We start from the raw sequence: 18,139 nt of genomic DNA, 5'->3' as shown, positions 1-18,139 counted from the left end.
CGGTGCGCCGCTCTGGCTATACTGTGCGATTAACGAGGAGAATTCATGCTGGAACTGTTGAGTGAACACGCCTGTTTTGGCGGCGTACAACGCTTTTATCGCCACGACGCGCAAGCCATCGGCTTGCCCATGCGTTTCTCGGCCTTCATTCCCGACACGGCGCCTGGCAGCGTGGTCACCGCCAAACGCCCCGCCCTGTTTTACCTGGCGGGCCTGACTTGCACGGAAGAAACGTTCATGATCAAGGGCGGCGCGCAGCGCGTGGCGGCCGAGGAAGGCCTGATCCTGATCGCGCCCGACACCAGCCCCCGTGGCGCGAACATCGCGGGCGAGAGCGAAGCGTGGGATTTCGGCGTGGGCGCCGGCTTTTACGTGGACGCCACCGAGGCGCCGTGGAGCAGCCACTACCGCATGTACAGCTACATCCTGGAATTGCGCGCGCTGCTGGAGCAGGAACTGGCGATCGATGCGCGACGCACGGGCATTTTCGGCCACTCGATGGGCGGCCACGGCGCGCTGGTGCTGGCCTTGCGCAATCCTGACCTGTTCCGCTCCGTCTCCGCCTTCGCGCCCATCGCCGCACCGAGCCAATGTCCGTGGGGCAAAAAAGCCTTCACAGGCTATCTGGGCAGCGATGCGGCCAGCTGGCAGCCATACGACGCCAGCGCGCTGATGCGCGGCCTGCAGGGCCAGCCGCCGCTGTTCGCCGCAGGCATCTTGATCGACCAGGGCCTGGCCGACAAGTTCCTGCCCGAGCAACTGCACCCCGACGTCTTCGAAGCGGCGTGCCGCGACGCCGGCCAGCCCTTGCAGCTGCGCCGCCAGGCCGGCTATGACCACGGCTATTACTTCATCGCCAGCTTCATGGAAGAGCATGTGCGCTTCCATGCGAAAAACCTGCGCGCCATCGGCTGACCTCGCAGCCTACTGCACCGTGCTGGTATGCCCGCTGAAATGCCTCGTGTACCAGTCCGTGGCCAGCAGGGCCGCCTGGTGCCGCGTGTCGGGGCCGCCGGGCGCGGCGATCTGTTCCAGTTGTTTGTCGCAGCGCAAGGTGGCGAACGCCATGCGGTTCAGGCCGGCCACGTCGGGGTCGCGCCCGCCCACGATCAGCAACGATGGCACGCGCACGTTTTCCAGCGCCGCCTTGCCCGCCATTTCCACCTGGCCATCACAGACGGCCAGCGCGGCGATTTCCGCGCCGCGCCAGGCTGCCAGCTGCATCACGACGGCCGCGCTGGTGCCATAGCCATACAAGCCGCAGGGCAAGCGCCGCGTGGACGGGTCGACCTGCAGCCAGCCCAGGGCTTTTTCCAGTTGGCGCGCCAGCAGCACGATATCGCTGCGCACGAAATAGGTATGGCTATCGCTGCCGCCGCCAGGCTCGACACCGCCCTGGTCGAAGCGCAGGGTGGCGATGCCCGCCCGCAGAAAATCCTGGGAGGTGGCGTGGCTGGAGGCGCCCAGGTAGTCGCTGTCGGCCCCCGCGCCGTGGGCAAACAGGACGATGCCCACCGGGCGCTCGGGCATTTCAAGCACGCCATCCATCTGAAGTTCATCGGCCGTAATGCTGACAAATTGTTCTTGCATGGTTGCCTCCGCTATCGAATTGCAATCGGGCTGAAATCACGCCGCTGGTGCGCTGATTTTGCCGGACCGGACGCCGCTTGCGCGCCCTGAGCGGCAATCCCCAGTGTACCAGCCTGCATCCTTTCACGCGCGGCGCACGTCAAATTCGCCGCGCACCCGCATCATACGGCGCCATGCCGGTCCAGTCCCTTCAGCACGGCTTCCGGGCGGATCGGCAAATGCCGCACGCGCGACGCCACGGCGGCGAAGATGGCGTTGCCGATGGCCGGCGCCACGGCCGTCGTGGGCGGTTCGCCCATGCCCGTCGCCGTATGCGTGCTGGCAACGAATTCGATGTCGAGCTCGGGCACGTCGGCCATGCGCAGGGGCGTGTAGGTATTCAGGTTGGTATCCTTCACTTCGCCGTTCAGGAAAGCCGTGCCCTCATGCAAGGCCATGCTCACGCCCCACAGGGCGCCCCCTTCCGCCTGCGCCAGCGCGCCATCGGGGTCGACGATGCTGCCCGCATCGATCACCATGAACAATTTTTCGACTTTCACCATGCAAGTGCTGCGGTCCACCTTGACCCGGGCGACGCACGCCGTCCAGGTGGGCATGTCGCGTTCCTGGCCGAACGTGGCGGCGATGCCCAGGCCCGTGTCGGGCGGCATGGCCTTGCCCCAGCCCGCCTTGTCCGCCACGCGCTGCAGCACGTGGGCCAGGCGCGCAGCGCCGCCGACGGCGTTCGGCGCACTGCCCCCATTGCGGCCCGACGCCTGCAGCAAGGACAGGCGGAACGCCAGCGGATCGACCTTGGCCGCCTGCGCCGCCTCGTCCATGAAACTTTCCACAGCCCAATTCGTCCAGCCGGGACCCACGGAGCGCAGCCAGCCGGGACGGAAACTGCTGTTGGCCAGGTCGTTCGACACGGCCCGCACGCGCTGCGCGCCCACCGCATACCAGTGGTCGGCGCCGGCGATGGCGAACGGGTCATACGGATGGCCCTGCTTATCCTTGGCCAGGAAGGCGGGAATCATGGCTTGCGTGGGCCAGCCGGCGCTGGCCTCGTGCACCATCGCCGACACCTTGCCCGCGTCGTCGAACGCCATGCGCACATGCTGCACGGACGGCGAACGGGGCGAATCGAAGCGTGCATCGTCGGCCCGCGTGCAAATCATCTTGACGGGGCGCCCCACGGCTTGCGCCGCCAGGGCGGCCGGCACGCAATAATCGCCATTCAGACGCCGCCCGAAACCGCCGCCCAGCAGATAGGTGTGCAGCATGACCTTGCTCTCCGGCACCTTCAGCGCTTGCGCCAGCACGGGCAGGATCAAGGATTGCCATTGATTGCCCGCGTGGATATGCCAGACGCCGTCGATTTCCTGCGCCAGCGCATTCACCGGTTCCAGCTGGAAATGCAACACGGTGCTGGTCGTGTAGCGGCGTTCGAGGTGCAGGCTGGCCTCCTTGAACGCTTGCTCCACGCCGTCGTCATCGACCACGCGGGCGCCCAGGCTGGCGTCGGCCAGCTGCCTGGTGGCGTAGTTGAGGATATCCTGCTCCGCCACGTGGGCGGCCGCGCCGGCCCGCCATTTCACCTGCACCAGGTCGGCCGCGCGCATGGCGGCCGCATACGTGTCGGCCACCACCATGACCCAGCCGGGCACCGTGCCGCTGGGGTCTTGCAGGGCGAACGAGCGCAGGTAGCCCTTCACCTTCTTCGCGGCCGTATCATCGATGGACACCACTTTCGCGCCGTAGCGCGTGGGCGGGATCTTCGGGCGCGCATACAGCATGCCCTCGACCTGCGCATCGATGCCGTACACGGCCGTGCCATTGATCTTCGCGGGGATGTCGAGCGCCTGCACCTGCTGGCCGATCAGGCTGCGCTGCCGCGGCGTCTTGAGCACGATGGCTTGCAGTTGCTCGGGCGTGTAGTGGCGCGTCAGCTTGCCACGGCGCACGATGTCGCCATAGCTGATCGAGCGCCCCCGGCCATGCACGACGCCCAGTCTGGCGTGGCAGGCGGACACGGGCACGCGCAGCAGGCGCGCGCCCTCCTCGACCAGCGCAAGGCGCCCGGCCGCGCCGGCGCGGCTGAGCGGGTCAACATTCTGCCAGACGGACCAGCTGCCGCCCGTCACCATCAAGCCCCATTTCGGGTCCGTGTCCACGTAGTGCAGGCGCACCTTGTTCCAGTCCGCTTCCAGCTCCTCGGCCACGATGCGCGCCAGGGCCGTGCCGATGTGCTGGCCCATTTCCGCCTTGGCGATGTTGACGGTGACGATGCCGTCGCGGCCGATCTGGAACCAGATGCTCGGGTCGAACACGGGCGCGGCGGTTTGTTTTGGCGGCACGGGCGCCACCTTGCCGGCAGCCAAGGAGCTGTCGGCGCGCAAGAAGGCTAGGGTAAAACCCGTGCCGGCGGCGGCGATCAGGAAACCGCGCCGGCCCAGCGAGCTGGGGTGGGTGGCGGAATTTTCTTTCGGCAATTTAAACACCGGGCGCCTCCTGCATGGAGGCCGCCAGCTTGATGGCCTTGCGGATGCGCACGTACGCCATGCAGCGGCACAGGTTGCCGCTCATGACGGCATCGATATTCGCATCCGTCGGTTGCGGATAGTCTTTCAGCAAGGTCGCCGCCTGCATGATCTGGCCCGACTGGCAATAGCCGCACTGGGGCGCCTGCGTGGCCAGCCACGCCCGCTGCAAAGGGTGCGTGCCGTCGGGCGACAGGCCTTCGATGGTGGTGATGGCGCAGCCGGCCACGGCGGCAATCGGCGTGATGCACGAGCGCATGGCGCGGCCATCGACGTGCACGGTGCAGGCGCCGCACATGCCGATGCCGCAGCCAAACTTCGTGCCTGTCAACTGGGCTTCGTCGCGCAACACCCACAGCAGGGGCGTCTCGGCATCGGCCTCGGTGCCGAAGGGCTGGCCATTCACAGTCATGTTATACATAGAATCTTTCAAGAGTTACTTGCCGGCACGCGCGCGCGCCACGGCCGCTTCCAGGTTCGTCCAGGCCGGCTGGTGGCTGCGGCTGCGGCGCAGATAGGCGGCCAGCTGGGCCACGTCGTTGTCCGTCAGCGAGGCGGCAAAGCCTGGCATCAGCACGCCGGGCATGGCCTCGTCCTTGCTGATGCCGTGCAATATCACCTGGATCAGGTTGGCGGGATCGGGCGCGCTGACGGCGCTGTTCAGGCTCAGTTCCGGACGCAGGGCCACGGGCCGGCCATCGCTGTTCGAGTGGCACGACGCGCAGGCGGCCACGTACAGGCTGGCGCCACGGTCGTTGTCGACCAGGCTGACTCTTTGCGAGCGGGCGATGCCGGCTTTCACCACGGCATCGGTATCGACCTGGCGTTGTTCTGCCCCGGCCACGCCGGCAAAATACGTTGCCAGCGCGCGGATATCGCTATCGGGCGCAGCGCCCATGCCTTCGTGCACGACGGCCGACATGGGCCCTGCCGCCACGCCGTGCAAGGCCGTCGCCCCCGTGCGCAGGAAGGCATACAGTTCATCCTGCGTCCACGGCAAGGGGGCAGTGTTGGCGCTGGTCAAGGCTGGCGCATACCAGTGGTCGATGGCCGCACCCAGATAGGACGAACCGGCCAGCTCGGCGCCCAGCGCATTGCGCGGCGTGTGGCAGGCGGCGCAATGGGCCAGGCCTTCGGCCAGGTAGCGGCCGCGGTTCCAGTCCGGCCCTTGCGCAGGATCAAGCTGAAAGGTCGCTGGTTTGAAAAACAGCAGTTTCCAGCCCGCCTGCAGGGGCCGCAGGTTCAAGGGGAAAGGCACGCCGTTGACGGGCGCCGCCGCGTACACGGGCGGGCGCGTCATGAAATACGCGTACAGGGCCGTCAGGTCGGCGTCCGAGACAAGGTTGAAATGGGTGTATGGAAAGACGGGATACAAATGCGCGCCATCGCGGCCCACGCCTTCGCGCATGGCCCGCTGGAAGGCGGCCAGCGACCAGCGGCCGATGCCCGTTTGCCGGTCGGGCGTGATGTTCGTCGCGTAGATCGTGCCGAACGGCGTGGCCAGGCCGTGGCCGCCCGCGTAATCGGCGCCGCCCGTGGCCGTATGGCAGGCGGCGCAATTGCCCATGCCGGCCAGGATGCGGCCCCGCTCCACCACTTGCGGGGAAAACGCCGTGGCGGCGGGCGGATCGATGGGCGCCAGCGCGGGGCGCCAGTAATACAAGTAGGCGGCCAGGGCCGCCACGATGAGCAATGCCAGCGACAGCAGCAGGCCGGTGAAAATCTTTTTGAGCAAAACAGGAGTCCGATAAAAGGCTAAGCACGCGCCTGCCGCGCACGGACGGCAGCAACAGGGCAGATGATGACAATGACAGGGACAATCTTACCGCGATTGTGACTTGTTGTATGTACGCAATGACACGCAGGGCGTGCCGCAGGCGGGCTGCGCCTTATAATCAGCGTTTCAGCACGCCGCCGCTCCTTCATGCATACCGTTACCATCATCCTCATCCTCGTCCTGACCGTCGTCCTGTGCGGCTTTCTCGCCCGCTCGCGCTGGGTCAGGCTGCCGCTGCCCCTGATCCAGATCGCCGGCGGCACGGGATTGGCCGTGTTTGGCGTGCAAGTGCCGCTCGATCCCGACATTTTCTTCCTGCTCTTCATCCCGCCGCTGCTGTTTCTCGATGGCTGGCGCATCCCCAAGGGCGCCTTCTTTTCCGACGCGCGCTCGATCCTGATGCTGGCCATCGGCCTGGTGTTGTTTACCGTGCTGGGCATGGGTTTCTTCATCGACTGGCTGATTCCCAGCGTGCCGCTGGCCGTCGCCTTCGCGCTGGGCGCCATCCTGTCGCCGACCGACCCGGTGGCCGTCTCGGCGATCGCCGCCGGCAATCCCATCCCGCCGCGCCTGATGCACATCCTCGAAGGCGAATCCTTGCTCAACGACGCGTCGGGCCTCGTCTGCTTCACGTTTGCCGTGGGCGCCATGATGACGGGCGGCTTTTCCATCGGCGCCGCCTCGCTGAGTTTCCTGCAGGAAGCGGGTGGCGGCATCGTCATCGGCCTGGCCATCTCGTGGGGCGTGGGCCTGGCGAATAAATGGCTGGTGAGCAAGGTCGGCGAAGAGCCGGGCCTGCAAATTCTGATCAGCATCCTGATCCCGTTCGCCGCCTACCTGGGTGCCGAGCAAATCCACGGCTCCGGCATCCTGGCCGCCGCCACGGCCGGCGTATCGATGCATTACGCCGACCTGATCGGCCGCCCGCTGGCCGCCACGCGCACCCAGCGCAAGGCCGTGTGGGATACCGTGCAACTGGTCTTGAATGGCGTGATCTTCGTCATGCTCGGTGCGCAGCTGCCCGCCACCGTTGCCGGCTTGCCGGCCGCCTCCATGGAAGTGGGCGCCGGCAGCGCCTGGAAACTGCCCCTGTTCGTCGTCGCCATCACGGTGGGGCTGACCTTCATGCGCTTCCTCTGGGTCTTCATTTCCATGAAACTGACCCTGTTCAAGCACCACAAGAAAATAGCGGGCGAACCGAAGGACGCGGCGCTGCTGACCCGCCCCAGCCTGCGCCTGCTGCTGGTGGCGTCGTTCGCGGGCGTGCGCGGCGCGCTGACCCTGGCCGGCATTTTGACGCTGCCCTTGTTTTTGCCCGACGGCACGCGCTTTCCTGCGCGCGACCTCGTCATCTTCCTGGCCATGGGCGTGATCTTGCTGTCGCTGCTGCTGGCCAGCGTCACCTTGCCCCTGCTGACCAAGGGCCTGGTGTTCGCGCCGCCCGCGCGCCGCTCGACGGAAGAGCGCAATGCCCGCGCCGCCGCCGCCGAAGCGGCCATCGCGCGGCTGGAAAAGGTGTGCGAAGGCATCGACAAAAATGACAAGCAGCAAGTCGTCACCGAGGCGGCCAACCGCCTGATCGAAGCCTACCGGCGCCGCCTCGCGTATGGCGAAAGCAGCAACGACGAAGCGATGCGCTTGCAGGAACTGGCCAAGGCCGAGCGCGCGCTGCGCCTGGAAGCGCTGAACGCGGAACGCGATGAACTGTTCCGCCGCCGCATTTCGGGCGAACTGGACGACACCATCCATTTGCGCCTGCTGCGCGAAATCGACTTGCTGGAAGCGACACTGGAAGAATAGCAACACTTTGGCACGCCACGGCAGTGTTGACAAGTAATTCTCATGGTAAAGAATGCAAGTTTTCATATTCATGTTTATAATGCAAGGTTGATGGCGTAGCGCCGTGATTTACTTTCGGCAGGGACTTCCGTACAGTCTGTGTTGTTGAGTAACTATTTGAATAGCCACCCGACCTGCATAAAGACACCGACGCCGTGCCCTCCTTCCTCCGCCACAGGCAGCGCCTTGCGCCGCCCGCCCTGCTCGCCCATGTGCTGCTGGCATCACTGCTGGCATCGCTGCTCGCCTGCAGTGCGCTGGCGCCGTGCGCGGCGTGGGCGCAAACGGGCGCGGCGGCCGACGCCAGGCGTCCCGCCGAGGTGGCCCAGGTCCTGTTTGGCATCATCAGCTACGTGCGCTGGCCCGTGGCGCGCCCGGAAGTGCGCGTCTGCATGCTCGGCGCGCCCCGCTACGGCGCGGCCATCGTCGACACGCCCGCCTCCAGCCTGGGCCAGCGCATTCGCGTGAAAATCCCCGCGGCGGCCAGCGCGGCCAGCGAATGCGACGTCGTCTACCTGGGCAGCCTGCCGGACGGCGAACGCGAACATCTGCTGGCGCAGATCATCGGCAAGCCGATTCTGTCGGTCGCCGAACCCGGCACGTCCTGCAGCGTGGGCACCATGTTCTGCCTGCGCCTGTCCGAGGCGCAGATCGGTTTTGACGTCAACCTCGACGCCATCGCCCGCAGCGGCCTGCGCGTGCATCCGAACGCCTTGCAAATTGCACGTCGCAAGGGACCGCCGCCATGAACGTCCGCATGAGCAAGCAGCCTGCCCGCAAGCTCCGCCCCACGCTCGACAGCGTGCTGCGGCGCGCCCACCTGAGCGTGTCGCTGATCGCCGTGCTGGCGGCCGGCCTGACCCTGACGGCCGTGGCGCTGCTGGCCCTGCGCGTGTATTCGGACCAGAACCTGCGCCTGGTGGCCCGCTCGATGAGTTACACGGTGGAAGGGGCCGTCGTCTTTGGCGACTCCATGGCCGCCAGGGAAGCGCTGGCCCTGATCGGCGTCAATGAAGACGTCGACCAGGCACGGGTGAGCGACCAGGCCGGCAAGGTGCTGGCCCACTGGGAACGGGGCGAGCACGGCACGCGCTACATCATCGAACGCGCGCTGACGGGCTGGATGCTGCCCGATTCCCTGACCTTCCCCATCATGCGCAATGAACAGGCCATCGGCAACATCACCCTGGTGCCGCACAGCCGCAGCCTGCTGCCTTTCCTGCTGAGCGGCCTGTCCTGCCTGCTCGCTTGCCTGATATTGAGCCTGGTGGTCGCCGTGCGCCTGTCGCGCCGCATGGAAACGGAGATCACCTCGCCCCTGCGCCATCTGGCGGAAACGGCGCACCGCGTGCGGCGCGACCGTTCGTTCGAACTGCGCGTGCCGCCGGCCAACATCGCCGAGCTGAACCAGATCAATGACGACTTCAACGCCCTGCTCGACGAACTCGAAGCATGGCAAAGCCACCTGCAAAAGGAAAACGCCTCGCTGTCGCACCGCGCCAACCACGACAGCCTGACGGGCCTGTCGAACCGCGCCTTCATGGAAGCGGAGCTGGAACGCGCCATCCTCGAGGCGCGGGTAGGCAATGGCAAGGTGGCCGTGCTGTTCCTCGACAGCGACCGTTTCAAGTACATCAACGACACCTTCGGCCATGCCTCGGGCGACAGGGTGCTGGTGACGATCGCCGCGCGCATCAAACAGCAATTGCGCGAGGGCGACCTGGTGGCGCGCCTGGGCGGCGACGAATTCGCCATCCTGCTCAAGCCGCTGCGCAACAGCAGCGACGCCATGCACATCGCCGACAACATCATCGCCGCCATGGCGCAAGCCATCGACCTCCCCACTGGCAACAGCATCGTCAGCTCGCTGACCATCGGCGTGGCCGTCTTCCCCGATCACGCCATCGACGCCGTGTCGCTGGTGGGCGCGGCGGACGAAGCCATGTACCGCGCCAAGCAGACGCAGCGCGGCACGCGCCAAGTGGCGCGCCTGCCGCACCCCCACCTTCACCCCTGAACCAAGGAGCAACACCATGCACTTCCTCTACAAGCAATTACGTCGCGGCTTCCTCGGCCTTCTTATGCTGGGCCTGCTGGCCGCCTGCCAGAGCACGCCAAAGACAAAACCGCTGTTCAACGCCGAGCAGGTCGCCACCTTGAAGGAGCAAGGCTTCAACCAGACGGACGAAGGCTGGGAGCTGAGCTTTACCGACAAGCTGCTGTTCGAATTCGACGCCGCCAAGCTGACGCCGCCGAGCCGCAACGCCATCCAGAAAATCAGCGCCGCCCTGCTGAAAGTGGGCATTACCCACATGCGCGTGGAAGGCCATACGGATAACGAAGGCACGGAAGCGTACAACAACAAGCTGTCGCTGGCGCGCGCCAACATGGTGGCCGACGCCATGAGCGTATCGGGCATTCCACGCGACAACATCACCGTCAAGGGCCTGGGCATGAGCAAGCCCGTGGCCTCGAACGCCAGCAAGACGGGCAAGGCGGAAAACCGCCGCGTCACCGTCATCGTTTCGGCGCCTTGAACGTGGGCGTGCCCGCCATGCGCTGGGTCGTGATGGGCGTCTCCGGCTGCGGCAAGAGCGCCGTCGGCAGCCTGCTGGCCCAAGCCTTGGGCGTGCCTTACGTGGAAGGCGACGACGTGCATTCCCCGGAAAACGTGGCCAAGATGGCGGCCGGCATCCCGCTCGACGACGCGGACCGGGCCGGCTGGCTGGCGGCCCTGCGCGAGCGCATCGCCACGGCCCGCGCGCAAGGCGGCGGCCTCGTCGTCTCCTGCTCGGCCCTGAAGCGCGCCTACCGCGACGTGCTGCGCGAAGGCGACCCGGCCCTGCGCTTCGTTCACCTGGACGGCCCGCGCGAGGTGCTGGAGCGCCGCCTGCAGCGCCCCGGCCATTTCATGCCGCCCAGCCTGCTCGACAGCCAGCTGGCCACCCTGCAACCCTTGCAGGCGGACGAGGCCGGTATAGTGCTCGACATCCGCCAGCCGCTGGCCACGCTGCTCGAACAGATCCTGCAGGCGCGCTGACAGGCGCGCGGCTGGACAGCCCGCGGCCCCCTGTGTAGACTGGCGCGCACTTTCACGAAGGATTTTTATGACCACACCAACGACAAAACCGGCGCCGGGCCCGGAATTCTGGGAACGCGCCGACCAGGTCATCGCCCTGGCCAACGAACAATGCCTGCACAGCGGCGGCAATGAAGTGGCCACCTCGCTGCTGTACGCGGCCGCCCGCTTCAACGCCTTCCTCGTCGCCAGCAAGACCAACGACGTGGCCAAGATGCAGGCAGAAAAGGAAGGCGCCGTGGCCTTCTTCACGGAACAGTACAAGCACATGCTGACCGACAACTTCAACGACTACATCACCAACTTCGACAAATACACGCAACCGTCGTCCGCCCCCCAGGGTTGATAAGCGCGGCCAGTCTGGACAGCCACCGAGTCCGCACCACCGGCGCGGACAGCGTACTCGACGGCGTGGTGCGCCATGCGCCGCTGCCCTCGCTGTGGCTGACGGCCATGCTGGCCGGCGCCGTGACTGGCGCCCTGTTCTTCTTCAGCTGGACCGGCCTGCTGCTGTTTGCGGCTGGCACGGCCATCGTCCTGCTGTTCGGCCATTCGCTGGGCAGCCACCGCAAACTGATCCACGACAGCTTTCAATGTCCGCAATGGCTGGAATACCTGCTCGTCTACCTGGGCATGCTGGTGGGCCTCAGCGGCCCGCTGGGCCTGCTGCGCCAGCACGAGCTGCGCGACTATGCGCAGCGCCTGCCCGACTGCCACCCCTATCTGCGCCACGGCGCCGGCATCTGGCGCGATGCTTGGTGGCAATTACATTGCCGCCTGGACCTCGTCCACCCACCGCACGTGACCATCGAGCCGCGCATCGCGCACGACCGCTTTTACCGCTTTCTGGAAACCACCTGGATGCTGCAGCAACTGCCATGGGCCGTGCTGTTCTACACCTGGGGCGGCTGGGGCTACGTCTGCTGGGGCGTCTGCGCGCGCGTCAGCGCCGGCGTGCTGGGCCATTGGCTGATCGGCTACTTCGCCCACAACCATGGGCAAATGCACTTTCATGTCGATGGCGCCGCCGTGCAAGGCAGGAATATCCGCCTGACCTCGCTGCTGACCATGGGCGAATGCTGGCACAACAACCATCACGCGTATCCGGGTTCAGCCAGGCTGGGCCTGATGCCGGGCGAATGGGACCCGGGCTGGTGGATGCTGCTGCTGTTGCGGCGCCTGGGCCTCGTCTCCGGCCTGCGCCTGCCGCACGACCTGGCGCCGCGGCCGGAACTGCGCGAACGGCTGCCCGCAGATAATTATTGACCAATCGTTCACCAATGCATATAGTGGAAGCAGATACGGGACATCCCGCCCCGCCGCACGCATTGCATACGCACCATGGCCAGACCGCGCAACTTCGACGAAACGACCGTCATCAGCCAGGCTGCCGCCGTCTTTGGCAGCCTGGGCTACAACGCCGCATCGATCGATGACCTGGTCAAGGCGACCGGTTTGCTGCGCGGCAGCCTGTACAAGGCATTCGGCTCCAAGCGCCATCTGTTCGAGCGCGTGCTGGCGCAAGCGCTGCAGCCTGGCTGGCCGGCGCGGGAAGAAGCGGTCGATTTGCTGATCATCGCCTTGAAGGAACTGGCGCCCTCCGACGCCGCCATCACGGCGTTGTGCCGCGCCGCCGCGCTGGACACGGGCGCCGAGACGGCCCGCCTGCTGGGCGAACGCCTGTTAAGCCATCTGGATCAACCACCAAAGGAGACACCATGCCTGTCCTCGAATTGAACGACGATGCACTGACCATCCACCTGGCCCTGTGGGAAAAGCTGGCGTCCTTTCACGGCAACCTGCGTATTCCCCTGCAGCATGTGCGTGGCGCCACCGACGATGACGGTTTCCGCGGCACGGCCCTGGGCTTGCGCGCTCCGGGCACCAACCTGCCTGGCGTCATTTCGGCGGGCACGTACCACAAGGGTGGCGACCGCCAGTTTGTCTTCATGACGCGCGGCACGCAGCCGCTGGTCATCGAATTGCGGGGGGAAAAGTGGGCGCGCCTGGTACTCGGCGTGCCTGACGCACGGGCCATGGCGGCGCGCATCAATGCGCTGGCCACGGCGCCAGCCTGATCTATCAGCCCGGCTCGCCGGCCAGGTAATTGTTCTTCACGCGCACGTAATGCTCGGCCGAATAGCGCAGGTAGGCGATCTCGGCCTCGGTCAGTGCGCGCACCTTGGCGGCGGGGCGGCCCACGTACAGGTGGCCGCTTTCCAGCACCTTGCCCGGCGACACCAGGCTGCCCGCGCCCAACATCACGTGTTTCTCCACCACCACGTCATCCATGACGATGCTGCCCATGCCGATCAGGCACTCGTCGCCAATCGTGCAGCCGTGCAAGATCACGGAGTGGCCGATGGTCACGTACTTGCCGATGGTCAAGGGTGAACCGTCGGGCTTGGCCGCATTCTTGTGCGACACATGGCCCATGGAGAAATCCTGGATATTGCTGCCCTCGCCGATGACGATGCGGTTGACGTCGCCGCGCAGCACGCTGTTGCACCAGATCGAGCAGTCGTCGCCGATCTGCACATCGCCAATCACTTGCGCCGTATCATGCAGGTAGACGCGCTCGCCCAGCACGGGACGGGTATTCAGGTAGGAACTGACAGGCATCGTATTTTCACTTTCACTTCATCAAATTAATCCACAGGTATCACACCCAGCCGGCGGCCAGCGCAAAAATGGCCAGGCCATGCGCGAGGGATGCGCCCAGCAAGCCGGCACGACAATATACCAGCCCCGCCACCACGCCTTCGATCACGGTAAACACGAGGATGGGCGCGCCCACCCGCGTGACGGTGGTGGCGAGAAAGGCATGGCACAGGCCAAACAGCAAGCCCGACACCAGCGCCGCGCGCCAGGCCGGCAGCCAGGCGCGCAATTGCTGCTGCAGCAAGCCGCGGAACAGCAATTCCTCATAACAGTTGGCCGCCAGCGCAAAGCCCAGCAGCAATGGCCACGCGGAAGCGGGCACGGGCGGCAGCGAGGGCAGGCCAAATGCGGCTTTCAAGCCCGTCGCCAGCGCGATGATCGCGCACGCGCCCGCCACGCCCAGCAGCACGGACAGCACCGGGCGCATGCCCAGCCAGCGGATCTGGCGGCGCGCCTCGCTTTCCAGCCAGCACGTACTGGCCACCAGCCCCAGCGACATGGCGCCCAGCGCCAGCAGGACCGGCGGCGGCGCCGTGAAGCGCAAGCCGCCCGCCGCCACCTGCCAGTAGCCGTGCGCCGTCATCGCGTCGCGCGCCAGCACGAAAAACAGCATGTGCACGAGCACGCGCAGCAGCGGTATTGTCCGTGGCAACAGCAGCAGCAAGGCGGTGCAGACGAGAAAGGCGGGCGTGATCGCCAGCAGATACTGCGCCAGGGAAGTGATCTCGGGCATCGTTCGGGTCAGATCGGACATACGGTGCCAACGGGCACGGGCGGCAGCAATTGTATGCGGCGGCCGGCAACCTGGGCAAGCTGTCCGGCGACGCCGCCGTCAAGCCGCCTTGCGCCAGCCATGCATCAGCCCATGCGCCGCCAGTCCGGCCGCCAGCCCCCACAGGGCGCCGCCCACGCCCAGCAGGATCACGTTCGCGGCCGTGGCGAGAAACGTGATCAGCGCCGTTTCGCGCATGCGCACGTCCGCCATCGCCTGCGCCAGGCTGTTGCCGATGGCGCCCAGCAGGGCCAGGCCCGCCAGCGCCGTGATGAAGGGGCGCGGCAGGACCATGAACAGGCTGGCCAGGGTGACGCCGAAGACGCCCACCAGGATGTACAGCACGCCGCAAGCGAGGCCCGCGACATAGCGCTTCGACGGGTCCGCATGGGCATCCTTGCCCGTGCAGATGGCGGCCGTGATGGCGGCCACGTTGAAGGCGTGCGCGCCGAACGGCGCCATGAGCAGCGAACCGAGCCCCGTCACCGTCAAAATCGGGTTGGCGCTGACCTGGTAAGCGTCATTGCGCAGCACCAGCATGCCGGGCATGTATTGCCCCGTCAGCGTGATCAGGAACAGGGGCAGCGCCACGCCCAGCAGGGACGCCACGGAAAAGCGCGGCATCTCGAACACGGGCGCGGCCAGGGCCAGTGCTATGCCTTGCGCATCGATGCGCCCCTGCGCCAGCAGCAGGGCCAGGCCGATCAGCATGATGCCCACCACGGCAAAGCGCGCCGTGAAACGGCGCAGCACGGCGTACGACAGCAGCAGCACGACCACCAGCAGGGGATCGGCGCTGGCGCCGCCGAAGGCGTTCACGCCGAACTGCAGCAGGATACCAGCCAGCAAGCCGGCGGCGATGCCGCCCGGTATCAGGCGCACCAGGCGCTCGAAGGCGCCGGACATGCCCAGCAGAATGAAGGCGATGGCGGACACGATGTAGGCGCCGATCACCTCGGCATACGGCGTGTGCGGCATGACGGTGGCCAGGAAGGCCACGCCGGGCGTGGACCAGGCCGTGATGATGGGTGCGCGGTAGCGGTAGCTGAGCCAGATGCCCGTCACGCCCACGCCGATGCTCAGCGACCAGACCCAGGACGCCGTCTGCGCGGCGCTCAGCTGCGCCAGTTGGGCCGCCTGGAACACCAGCACGAAGGTGCCGCCATAGTTGACGAGGACGGAAATGAAGGCCGCCATGACGGGGGATGCCAGGTCGCGCCAGCGCGCCTGGCGCCCGTTATCGATTGACGCCGAGGATGTGGAACTTGTCTGCATGCGTATGCCCTTGCCTGAGGTTCAAAAGGGCATCTTAACGGCCACATGGACTGCTCAGGCAGGCCAATTTCCACATCTGCAACAGACCACTTGAGCGATCAGCCCAGCGCGCGGGCCAGGCGCACGATGCCGCTGTCGATCTCGTGCGGCGTGAGCGCGGCAAAACCCAGCAGCCAGCCGCCGCGCGCCGGCGGCGTCGCGTACAGCCGGCTCAGGCCCGGCAGCGCGATGCCCGCCTGCGCCGCCAGGCGCAGCGTGTCCAGCTCGTCCCTGCCCTCGTGCAGCAGGCACGGCATCTGCAAGCCTCCCGGCGGCAGCTGCGCCGTCACCACGTGCGGCAAGTGCCGCCGCACGGCCCGCGCCATCGCGTCGCGGCGCACGGCGTAGACCTTGCGCATGGCGCGCACATGGGCCGCGAAATGGCCGTCCGCGATGAAGCGGGCCAGTGTCAGCTGGTCCAGCTGCGGCGTATGGCCGTCGAGGATGCTGCGCGCGTGCGTCATCGGTTTCACCAGCGCGGGCGGCAGCACCATGTAGCCGATGCGCAGCCCCGGGTACAGCGACTTGGCGAAGGTGCCCAGGTAGATCGTGCGCTGCCGCGTGTCGAGTCCCTGCACGCACGCCGTCGGCAAGCCCGCGTAGTGGAACTGGCTGTCGTAATCGTCTTCGATGATCCAGCCCTGGCGCTCGGCGGCCCAGGCAGTCAGGGCCAGGCGGCGCTCGAGCGCCAGGGTGGCGCCCGTCGGGTACTGGTGCGACGGCGTGACGTACACCGTGTTGGCCCCGCTGCGGTCCGCGCGCAGGTGGTCGATCGACAAGCCATGCGCATCGACGGGTACTGGAATCACCTGCAATTGCGCCATCTCGAAAGCCTTGCGCGCGCCGAAATAGCCGGGGTCTTCCATCAGGATGGGGCCATGCGCGTCGGCCAGCACCTGCGCGCACAGGTACAGGGCCTGGCGCGTGCTGCTCAGCACCAGCACCTGGTCCGCCGTGGCCCGCGCGCCCCGCTCCAGGTTCACATAGTCGGCGATGGCTTGCCGCAAAGGCTCGGCCCCTTGCGGGTCGCCGTGCAGCAGCACGCCTGCCTGGTGTTCGCTGGCCGCCTGGCGCCGCAGGCGCTCCCACACGTCGAGCGGAAAGGCCCGCGTTTCCGGCAAGCCCGTGACGAAGGCCTTCACGCTCTGCTGGTCGGCCACGCCGCCGCTGGCGAGTATCTGCGCGCCGCGCACGCTCAGCGCCACCGGCTGCGCGGACAAGGGCGGCAGCGTCGCCGCAGGCTTGCCCAGCAAGCTCGCGCCTATCGTCGGCGAGACAAAGCTGCCCGATCCCGCCTGGCGCCGGAGATACCCGTCCAGGCGCAGCTGCGCGTACGCCATTTCCACCGTGTCGCGCGACACGCCCAGCGATTGCGCCAGCGCGCGCGTGGCCGGCAGGCGCAGGCCGGGCGCCAGCACGCCGTCGAGTATCAGCTGGCGCAGCGCGCGCTGCACCCGCACGCGCAAGTCGAGCGCCGCCAGTGCGGGAGCGGCGATGCGGATCTTCAGGGTGTCGAGTTCGAACTGCGGCGTCATATGGCCTTGGCGCGGGCCGCATCCACGGCGGCCATGCTGCTGGCCGGTGAAAAGCCGTGCTGCTGCAGCACCGCCACCAGCTGTTCGCCGGCGCAGCCCAAACGCAGGTTTTCCGCCACCCAGTCCCGCCATTCGCGGCTGATGTCCGGCATCGGTTCATCGTCCAAGGTGAGACCGAGTATGCAGCTGGCCAGCAAGCCGTTGATGCGCTTCGTGTCGATCAGGTGCTGCACCACGGCGTGGCCCGAGTGGGGAAACGGGTGCAGGGTGCAGCGGCCGAAGGCGGCCAGGCGCTGCGCGTGCATGGCGTCGAGGTTGACCGATTCGCTGGCACCGCCGCCCCCGTTGGCCGCGTCCGGCCGGGTGCCGAACACCAGGTGCAGCTGCGTATTGTCCGTCGCCCTGGCGCGGCACAGGGCCGCCAGGTCGTAATAGCCGGAAAGCGGCGGGTCTTGCGCCAGCGACTCCATCACGGGCAGCCAGCGCAGCTCGTGGTACAAACGCGCCTGTTCCACGTCGAGGAAGGACAGCGGCCCGAAGGCGACGATCTGCTGCACGTCCAGCAGCAAACCATACATGACGGCCGCATACGCGCCCATGGACTGGCCGACGGTGCTGACCTGGCCGGGAGCGATGCGGCGCACCAGCTCGCGCAGCGCTTGCGCCGTTTCATCCACGTGATTGCCCAGGCCCGCGATGCGGCGGTGGTACCAGGCGTTGCCCGAGTCGCGCACGAGTATCTTGTTCAGGTGCTGGCCGCTGGCCTGTTCCAGCTTGCGCAGGCGGCCGTAAAAATCGAAGGCGGGACGCGTCGTCCACGAGACGAAGCCGAAGGCGATGACCAGCGGCGCGCCGGGCACGATGCGGTCGACCAGCACGTCGTCGCCCGTGGTGGCGACCAGTCGATTATCCAGCGCTTGCGCTTGCAGCATCGGCCCGGCTCCCCGATCAAGGTTGAAACAGCAGAAAGCATGAGTGTAATGCCAGGACTGGCAAAATGGAAACATTCGCCGCTGCGGTACGCGGGCAGGCACGGAAAAAGTGCTAGTCTTG

General features: G+C 66.8%; 19 protein-coding genes. 10 read left to right on the top strand and 9 right to left on the bottom strand.

What is annotated here, in order from left to right:
• The first annotated feature begins 45 nt into the window (after nt 1-45).
• Entirely contained in the window at nt 46-915 is an 870-nt protein-coding gene (gene fghA, locus J0O65_RS15255) for an S-formylglutathione hydrolase (RefSeq protein ID WP_285896798.1), read from the top strand.
• Between the two features lie 9 nt (nt 916-924).
• Here fghA and J0O65_RS15250 read toward each other — a convergent pair whose 3' ends face one another.
• From J0O65_RS15250 to J0O65_RS15235, 4 genes are all read right to left on the bottom strand, one after another.
• A complete protein-coding gene (locus tag J0O65_RS15250) occupies nt 925-1,590 on the bottom strand; it encodes a dienelactone hydrolase family protein (RefSeq protein WP_215407972.1) in 666 nt (221 codons plus the stop codon).
• A gap of 161 nt (nt 1,591-1,751) precedes the next feature.
• The gene (locus tag J0O65_RS15245) at nt 1,752-4,070 is read right to left on the bottom strand and encodes a xanthine dehydrogenase family protein molybdopterin-binding subunit (protein WP_215407971.1); all 2,319 of its coding nucleotides are present in this window, start codon (nt 4,068-4,070) and stop codon (nt 1,752-1,754) included.
• A complete protein-coding gene (locus tag J0O65_RS15240; protein WP_215407970.1) occupies nt 4,063-4,530 on the bottom strand; it encodes a (2Fe-2S)-binding protein in 468 nt (155 codons plus the stop codon). Before J0O65_RS15240 ends, J0O65_RS15245 begins: the two co-directional genes overlap by 8 nt.
• 15 nt (nt 4,531-4,545) lie before the next feature.
• On the bottom strand, nt 4,546-5,844 hold the full coding sequence (locus tag J0O65_RS15235; protein WP_215407969.1) for a cytochrome c: 1,299 nt from the start codon (nt 5,842-5,844) through the stop codon (nt 4,546-4,548).
• 189 nt (nt 5,845-6,033) lie between these two features.
• Between J0O65_RS15235 and J0O65_RS15230 the strand changes: the two genes are divergently transcribed.
• The 9 genes from J0O65_RS15230 (at nt 6,034) to J0O65_RS15190 (ending at nt 12,882) form a co-directional block, all read left to right on the top strand.
• Entirely contained in the window at nt 6,034-7,686 is a 1,653-nt protein-coding gene (locus J0O65_RS15230) for a Na+/H+ antiporter (protein ID WP_215407968.1), read from the top strand.
• A 194-nt stretch (nt 7,687-7,880) separates the two neighbouring features.
• Nucleotides 7,881-8,474 (top strand): regulatory sequestration protein YfiR, encoded by a 594-nt coding sequence (gene yfiR / locus J0O65_RS15225; protein WP_353056203.1) that lies wholly within the window; start codon nt 7,881-7,883, stop codon nt 8,472-8,474.
• The gene (dgcN, locus tag J0O65_RS15220) at nt 8,471-9,742 is read left to right on the top strand and encodes a diguanylate cyclase DgcN/YfiN (RefSeq protein WP_251373769.1); all 1,272 of its coding nucleotides are present in this window, start codon (nt 8,471-8,473) and stop codon (nt 9,740-9,742) included. The genes yfiR and dgcN overlap by 4 nt, the downstream gene beginning before the upstream one ends.
• A gap of 16 nt (nt 9,743-9,758) precedes the next feature.
• A complete protein-coding gene (gene yfiB, locus J0O65_RS15215; RefSeq protein ID WP_215407966.1) occupies nt 9,759-10,262 on the top strand; it encodes an outer membrane lipoprotein YfiB in 504 nt (167 codons plus the stop codon).
• A 17-nt stretch (nt 10,263-10,279) separates the two neighbouring features.
• Nucleotides 10,280-10,765 (top strand): gluconokinase, encoded by a 486-nt coding sequence (locus tag J0O65_RS15210; protein ID WP_251373768.1) that lies wholly within the window; start codon nt 10,280-10,282, stop codon nt 10,763-10,765.
• A gap of 67 nt (nt 10,766-10,832) precedes the next feature.
• Nucleotides 10,833-11,150, top strand: coding sequence for a DUF3144 domain-containing protein (locus tag J0O65_RS15205; protein ID WP_215407964.1), 318 nt, complete (start codon nt 10,833-10,835; stop codon nt 11,148-11,150).
• A complete protein-coding gene (locus J0O65_RS15200; RefSeq protein WP_251373767.1) occupies nt 11,147-12,070 on the top strand; it encodes an acyl-CoA desaturase in 924 nt (307 codons plus the stop codon). The genes J0O65_RS15205 and J0O65_RS15200 overlap by 4 nt, the downstream gene beginning before the upstream one ends.
• A 75-nt stretch (nt 12,071-12,145) precedes the next feature.
• Nucleotides 12,146-12,541: a helix-turn-helix domain-containing protein gene (locus tag J0O65_RS15195; RefSeq protein WP_215407962.1), complete on the top strand. Its 396-nt coding sequence runs from the start codon at nt 12,146-12,148 to the stop codon at nt 12,539-12,541.
• Nucleotides 12,523-12,882 carry a hypothetical protein gene (locus J0O65_RS15190; protein WP_215407960.1) on the top strand — a complete coding sequence of 120 codons (360 nt, stop codon included), beginning with the start codon at nt 12,523-12,525 and terminating at the stop codon, nt 12,880-12,882. Before J0O65_RS15195 ends, J0O65_RS15190 begins: the two co-directional genes overlap by 19 nt.
• A gap of 4 nt (nt 12,883-12,886) precedes the next feature.
• Here the strand turns inward: J0O65_RS15190 and J0O65_RS15185 are convergent, their stop codons facing one another.
• The 5 genes from J0O65_RS15185 to J0O65_RS15165 form a co-directional block, all read right to left on the bottom strand.
• A complete protein-coding gene (locus tag J0O65_RS15185; protein ID WP_215407958.1) occupies nt 12,887-13,426 on the bottom strand; it encodes a gamma carbonic anhydrase family protein in 540 nt (179 codons plus the stop codon).
• A gap of 40 nt (nt 13,427-13,466) precedes the next feature.
• The gene (locus J0O65_RS15180) at nt 13,467-14,219 is read right to left on the bottom strand and encodes a CPBP family intramembrane glutamic endopeptidase (RefSeq protein WP_215407956.1); all 753 of its coding nucleotides are present in this window, start codon (nt 14,217-14,219) and stop codon (nt 13,467-13,469) included.
• A 78-nt stretch (nt 14,220-14,297) separates the two neighbouring features.
• On the bottom strand, nt 14,298-15,434 hold the full coding sequence (locus tag J0O65_RS15175) for a benzoate/H(+) symporter BenE family transporter (protein WP_251373806.1): 1,137 nt from the start codon (nt 15,432-15,434) through the stop codon (nt 14,298-14,300).
• A gap of 176 nt (nt 15,435-15,610) precedes the next feature.
• Nucleotides 15,611-17,086 carry a MocR-like pyridoxine biosynthesis transcription factor PdxR gene (gene pdxR / locus J0O65_RS15170; protein WP_215407952.1) on the bottom strand — a complete coding sequence of 492 codons (1,476 nt, stop codon included), beginning with the start codon at nt 17,084-17,086 and terminating at the stop codon, nt 15,611-15,613.
• Nucleotides 17,083-18,018, bottom strand: a complete 936-nt coding sequence (locus J0O65_RS15165) for a hypothetical protein (protein WP_215407950.1) — start codon at nt 18,016-18,018, stop codon at nt 17,083-17,085. The genes pdxR and J0O65_RS15165 overlap by 4 nt, the downstream gene beginning before the upstream one ends.
• Nucleotides 18,019-18,139: the final 121 nt, after the last annotated feature.

The sequence above is a fragment of the Janthinobacterium sp. JC611 genome (assembly GCF_018682595.1).
Taxonomy (GTDB): Bacteria; Pseudomonadota; Gammaproteobacteria; order Burkholderiales; family Burkholderiaceae_D; genus Janthinobacterium.
This window is presented reverse-complemented; position numbering and strand designations above follow the sequence as displayed.

Coding starts and splice junctions, on each gene's coding strand:
- fghA (WP_285896798.1), top strand. CDS start 46: ATGCTGGAACTGTTGAGTGAACACGCCTGTTTTGGCGGCGTACAACGC.
- J0O65_RS15250 (WP_215407972.1), bottom strand. CDS start 1,590: ATGCAAGAACAATTTGTCAGCATTACGGCCGATGAACTTCAGATGGAT.
- J0O65_RS15240 (WP_215407970.1), bottom strand. CDS start 4,530: ATGTATAACATGACTGTGAATGGCCAGCCCTTCGGCACCGAGGCCGAT.
- J0O65_RS15230 (WP_215407968.1), top strand. CDS start 6,034: ATGCATACCGTTACCATCATCCTCATCCTCGTCCTGACCGTCGTCCTG.
- dgcN (WP_251373769.1), top strand. CDS start 8,471: ATGAACGTCCGCATGAGCAAGCAGCCTGCCCGCAAGCTCCGCCCCACG.
- yfiB (WP_215407966.1), top strand. CDS start 9,759: ATGCACTTCCTCTACAAGCAATTACGTCGCGGCTTCCTCGGCCTTCTT.
- J0O65_RS15210 (WP_251373768.1), top strand. CDS start 10,280: ATGCGCTGGGTCGTGATGGGCGTCTCCGGCTGCGGCAAGAGCGCCGTC.
- J0O65_RS15205 (WP_215407964.1), top strand. CDS start 10,833: ATGACCACACCAACGACAAAACCGGCGCCGGGCCCGGAATTCTGGGAA.
- J0O65_RS15195 (WP_215407962.1), top strand. CDS start 12,146: ATGGCCAGACCGCGCAACTTCGACGAAACGACCGTCATCAGCCAGGCT.
- J0O65_RS15190 (WP_215407960.1), top strand. CDS start 12,523: ATGCCTGTCCTCGAATTGAACGACGATGCACTGACCATCCACCTGGCC.
- J0O65_RS15185 (WP_215407958.1), bottom strand. CDS start 13,426: ATGCCTGTCAGTTCCTACCTGAATACCCGTCCCGTGCTGGGCGAGCGC.
- J0O65_RS15180 (WP_215407956.1), bottom strand. CDS start 14,219: ATGTCCGATCTGACCCGAACGATGCCCGAGATCACTTCCCTGGCGCAG.
- J0O65_RS15175 (WP_251373806.1), bottom strand. CDS start 15,434: ATGGCGGCCTTCATTTCCGTCCTCGTCAACTATGGCGGCACCTTCGTG.
- pdxR (WP_215407952.1), bottom strand. CDS start 17,086: ATGACGCCGCAGTTCGAACTCGACACCCTGAAGATCCGCATCGCCGCT.
- J0O65_RS15165 (WP_215407950.1), bottom strand. CDS start 18,018: ATGCTGCAAGCGCAAGCGCTGGATAATCGACTGGTCGCCACCACGGGC.